This is a genomic window from Halomonas sp. Cn5-12 (assembly GCF_021532545.1).
Lineage (GTDB): Bacteria > Pseudomonadota > Gammaproteobacteria > Pseudomonadales > Halomonadaceae > Vreelandella > Vreelandella aquamarina.
This window is the reverse complement of sequence record NZ_JAKGAY010000074.1, coordinates 1-1,392: the sequence shown is the minus strand read 5'-3', so window position 1 is coordinate 1,392 and position 1,392 is coordinate 1. Positions and strand designations below refer to the sequence as shown.

Here is a 1,392-nt window from a genome sequence, read left to right as displayed (position 1 = left end):
CTTGACCTCCTCCCCTTCCTCAGCTTCTTAGGAAGCTGCCGCCTGCGGCGGAAAGGAAGGGGATTCCCGGTTGTTGCCTTCCGGGTTCCTGCTTCACAGCCCGTTGCCCTTGGTGATGGCACCTCAGGTCTTACACAAGCTCCACAGGCTTAACCTCCCGTGAGCCCCACGGTAGTCGTCTTTTCATGCTGACGGAGCTTGTCAGCACCAGCCAGAATGGCTTTGCCCGATTGCAAAATGTTGCGGGCAGCGTTCACATCGCGGTCGATGCCTTGGGTGCCACAGTGTGGGCAATCCCAAGTGCGGACATTGAGCGGCATCTTCTCGGTGATATGGCCACAGTGAAAACAGCGTTTTGAGCTGGGATACCACTTGTCGATCTGGACGAAATCGCGCCCGTACCGCTCGGCCTTGTACGCCAGTTGTTGGGTAAGCTGGTGCCAACCCACGTCGCTAATGGCCTTGGCCAGTGAGCGGTTTTTCAGCAGGTTCTTGACCGGCAAACTCTCGGCAGCAATGACTTGGTTCTCGTGAATAAGCTGCGTGGAGAGTTTATGGGTGGCGTCGCGGCGTTGGTCGGCCAGCTTGGCATGCACCTTCGCCACTCGATGCCGCGCCTTGGCGCGGTTTTGCGAGCCTTTCTGTTTGCGCGACAGGTTGCGTTGCACCCGTGCGAGTTTGCGCTCGGTACGATGGAGAAAACGCGGGTTGGGGATTTTGTCGCCGTCACTGGTGATGACGCGATGCGTCAGTCCCAGGTCGATACCGACCATTTTGGGTGTCACGGGCAGCGGCGTGACCGCTTCTTCCACCAAAAAGCTGACGTGGTAACGGCCAGCGGTATCGCAGCTCACCGTGATACTGCTTGGTGTGCCGGAAAAATACCGGCTCCAGCGGATATCGAGTGGGTCTTTGTGCTTAGCCAGCCACAGCTTGCCGTCGCGCCAGCGAAAACCGTTGGCCATGTACGTGGCCGACTGTTTGCGCTGTTTTTTCTTGAAGGTGGGATACCGCGCCTGACCTTTGAAGAAGTTTGAGAAGGCGCGGTCGAGATGCCGGAGCGACTGTTGCAAGCAGACATTGGACACCTCGGCCAGAAACGCCGTGTCCGGCTGTTTCTTGAGGGTGGTGAGCGCTTTGGCGGTGGCGTTGTAGCCCATGCGCTCTTGACGCTCGAACCAGGCATCGGTGCGCTGGCGCAGGAAGTGGTTGTAGACATAGCGCACACAGCCAAACGTCCGGGCAAGCTGGTCAGCTTGCTCGGACGTGGGATAAAACCGATAGCGGTAGGCACGGTGTACGGTCGTCATGGCTAAAAATTAACGTGGTAAATCTAGCATGTCAACTAAGAGGCGCTGCGCGCCTCGCGCTATCCTGCCTCGGCCTAAAAGG

General features: G+C 58.1%; 1 protein-coding gene. It reads right to left on the bottom strand.

Annotated features, from left to right (window positions below):
* Positions 1-149: 149 nt before the first annotated feature.
* Positions 150-1,310, bottom strand: coding sequence for an RNA-guided endonuclease InsQ/TnpB family protein (locus L1249_RS17320; protein WP_137093735.1), 1,161 nt, complete (start codon positions 1,308-1,310; stop codon positions 150-152).
* Positions 1,311-1,392 lie beyond the last annotated feature (82 nt).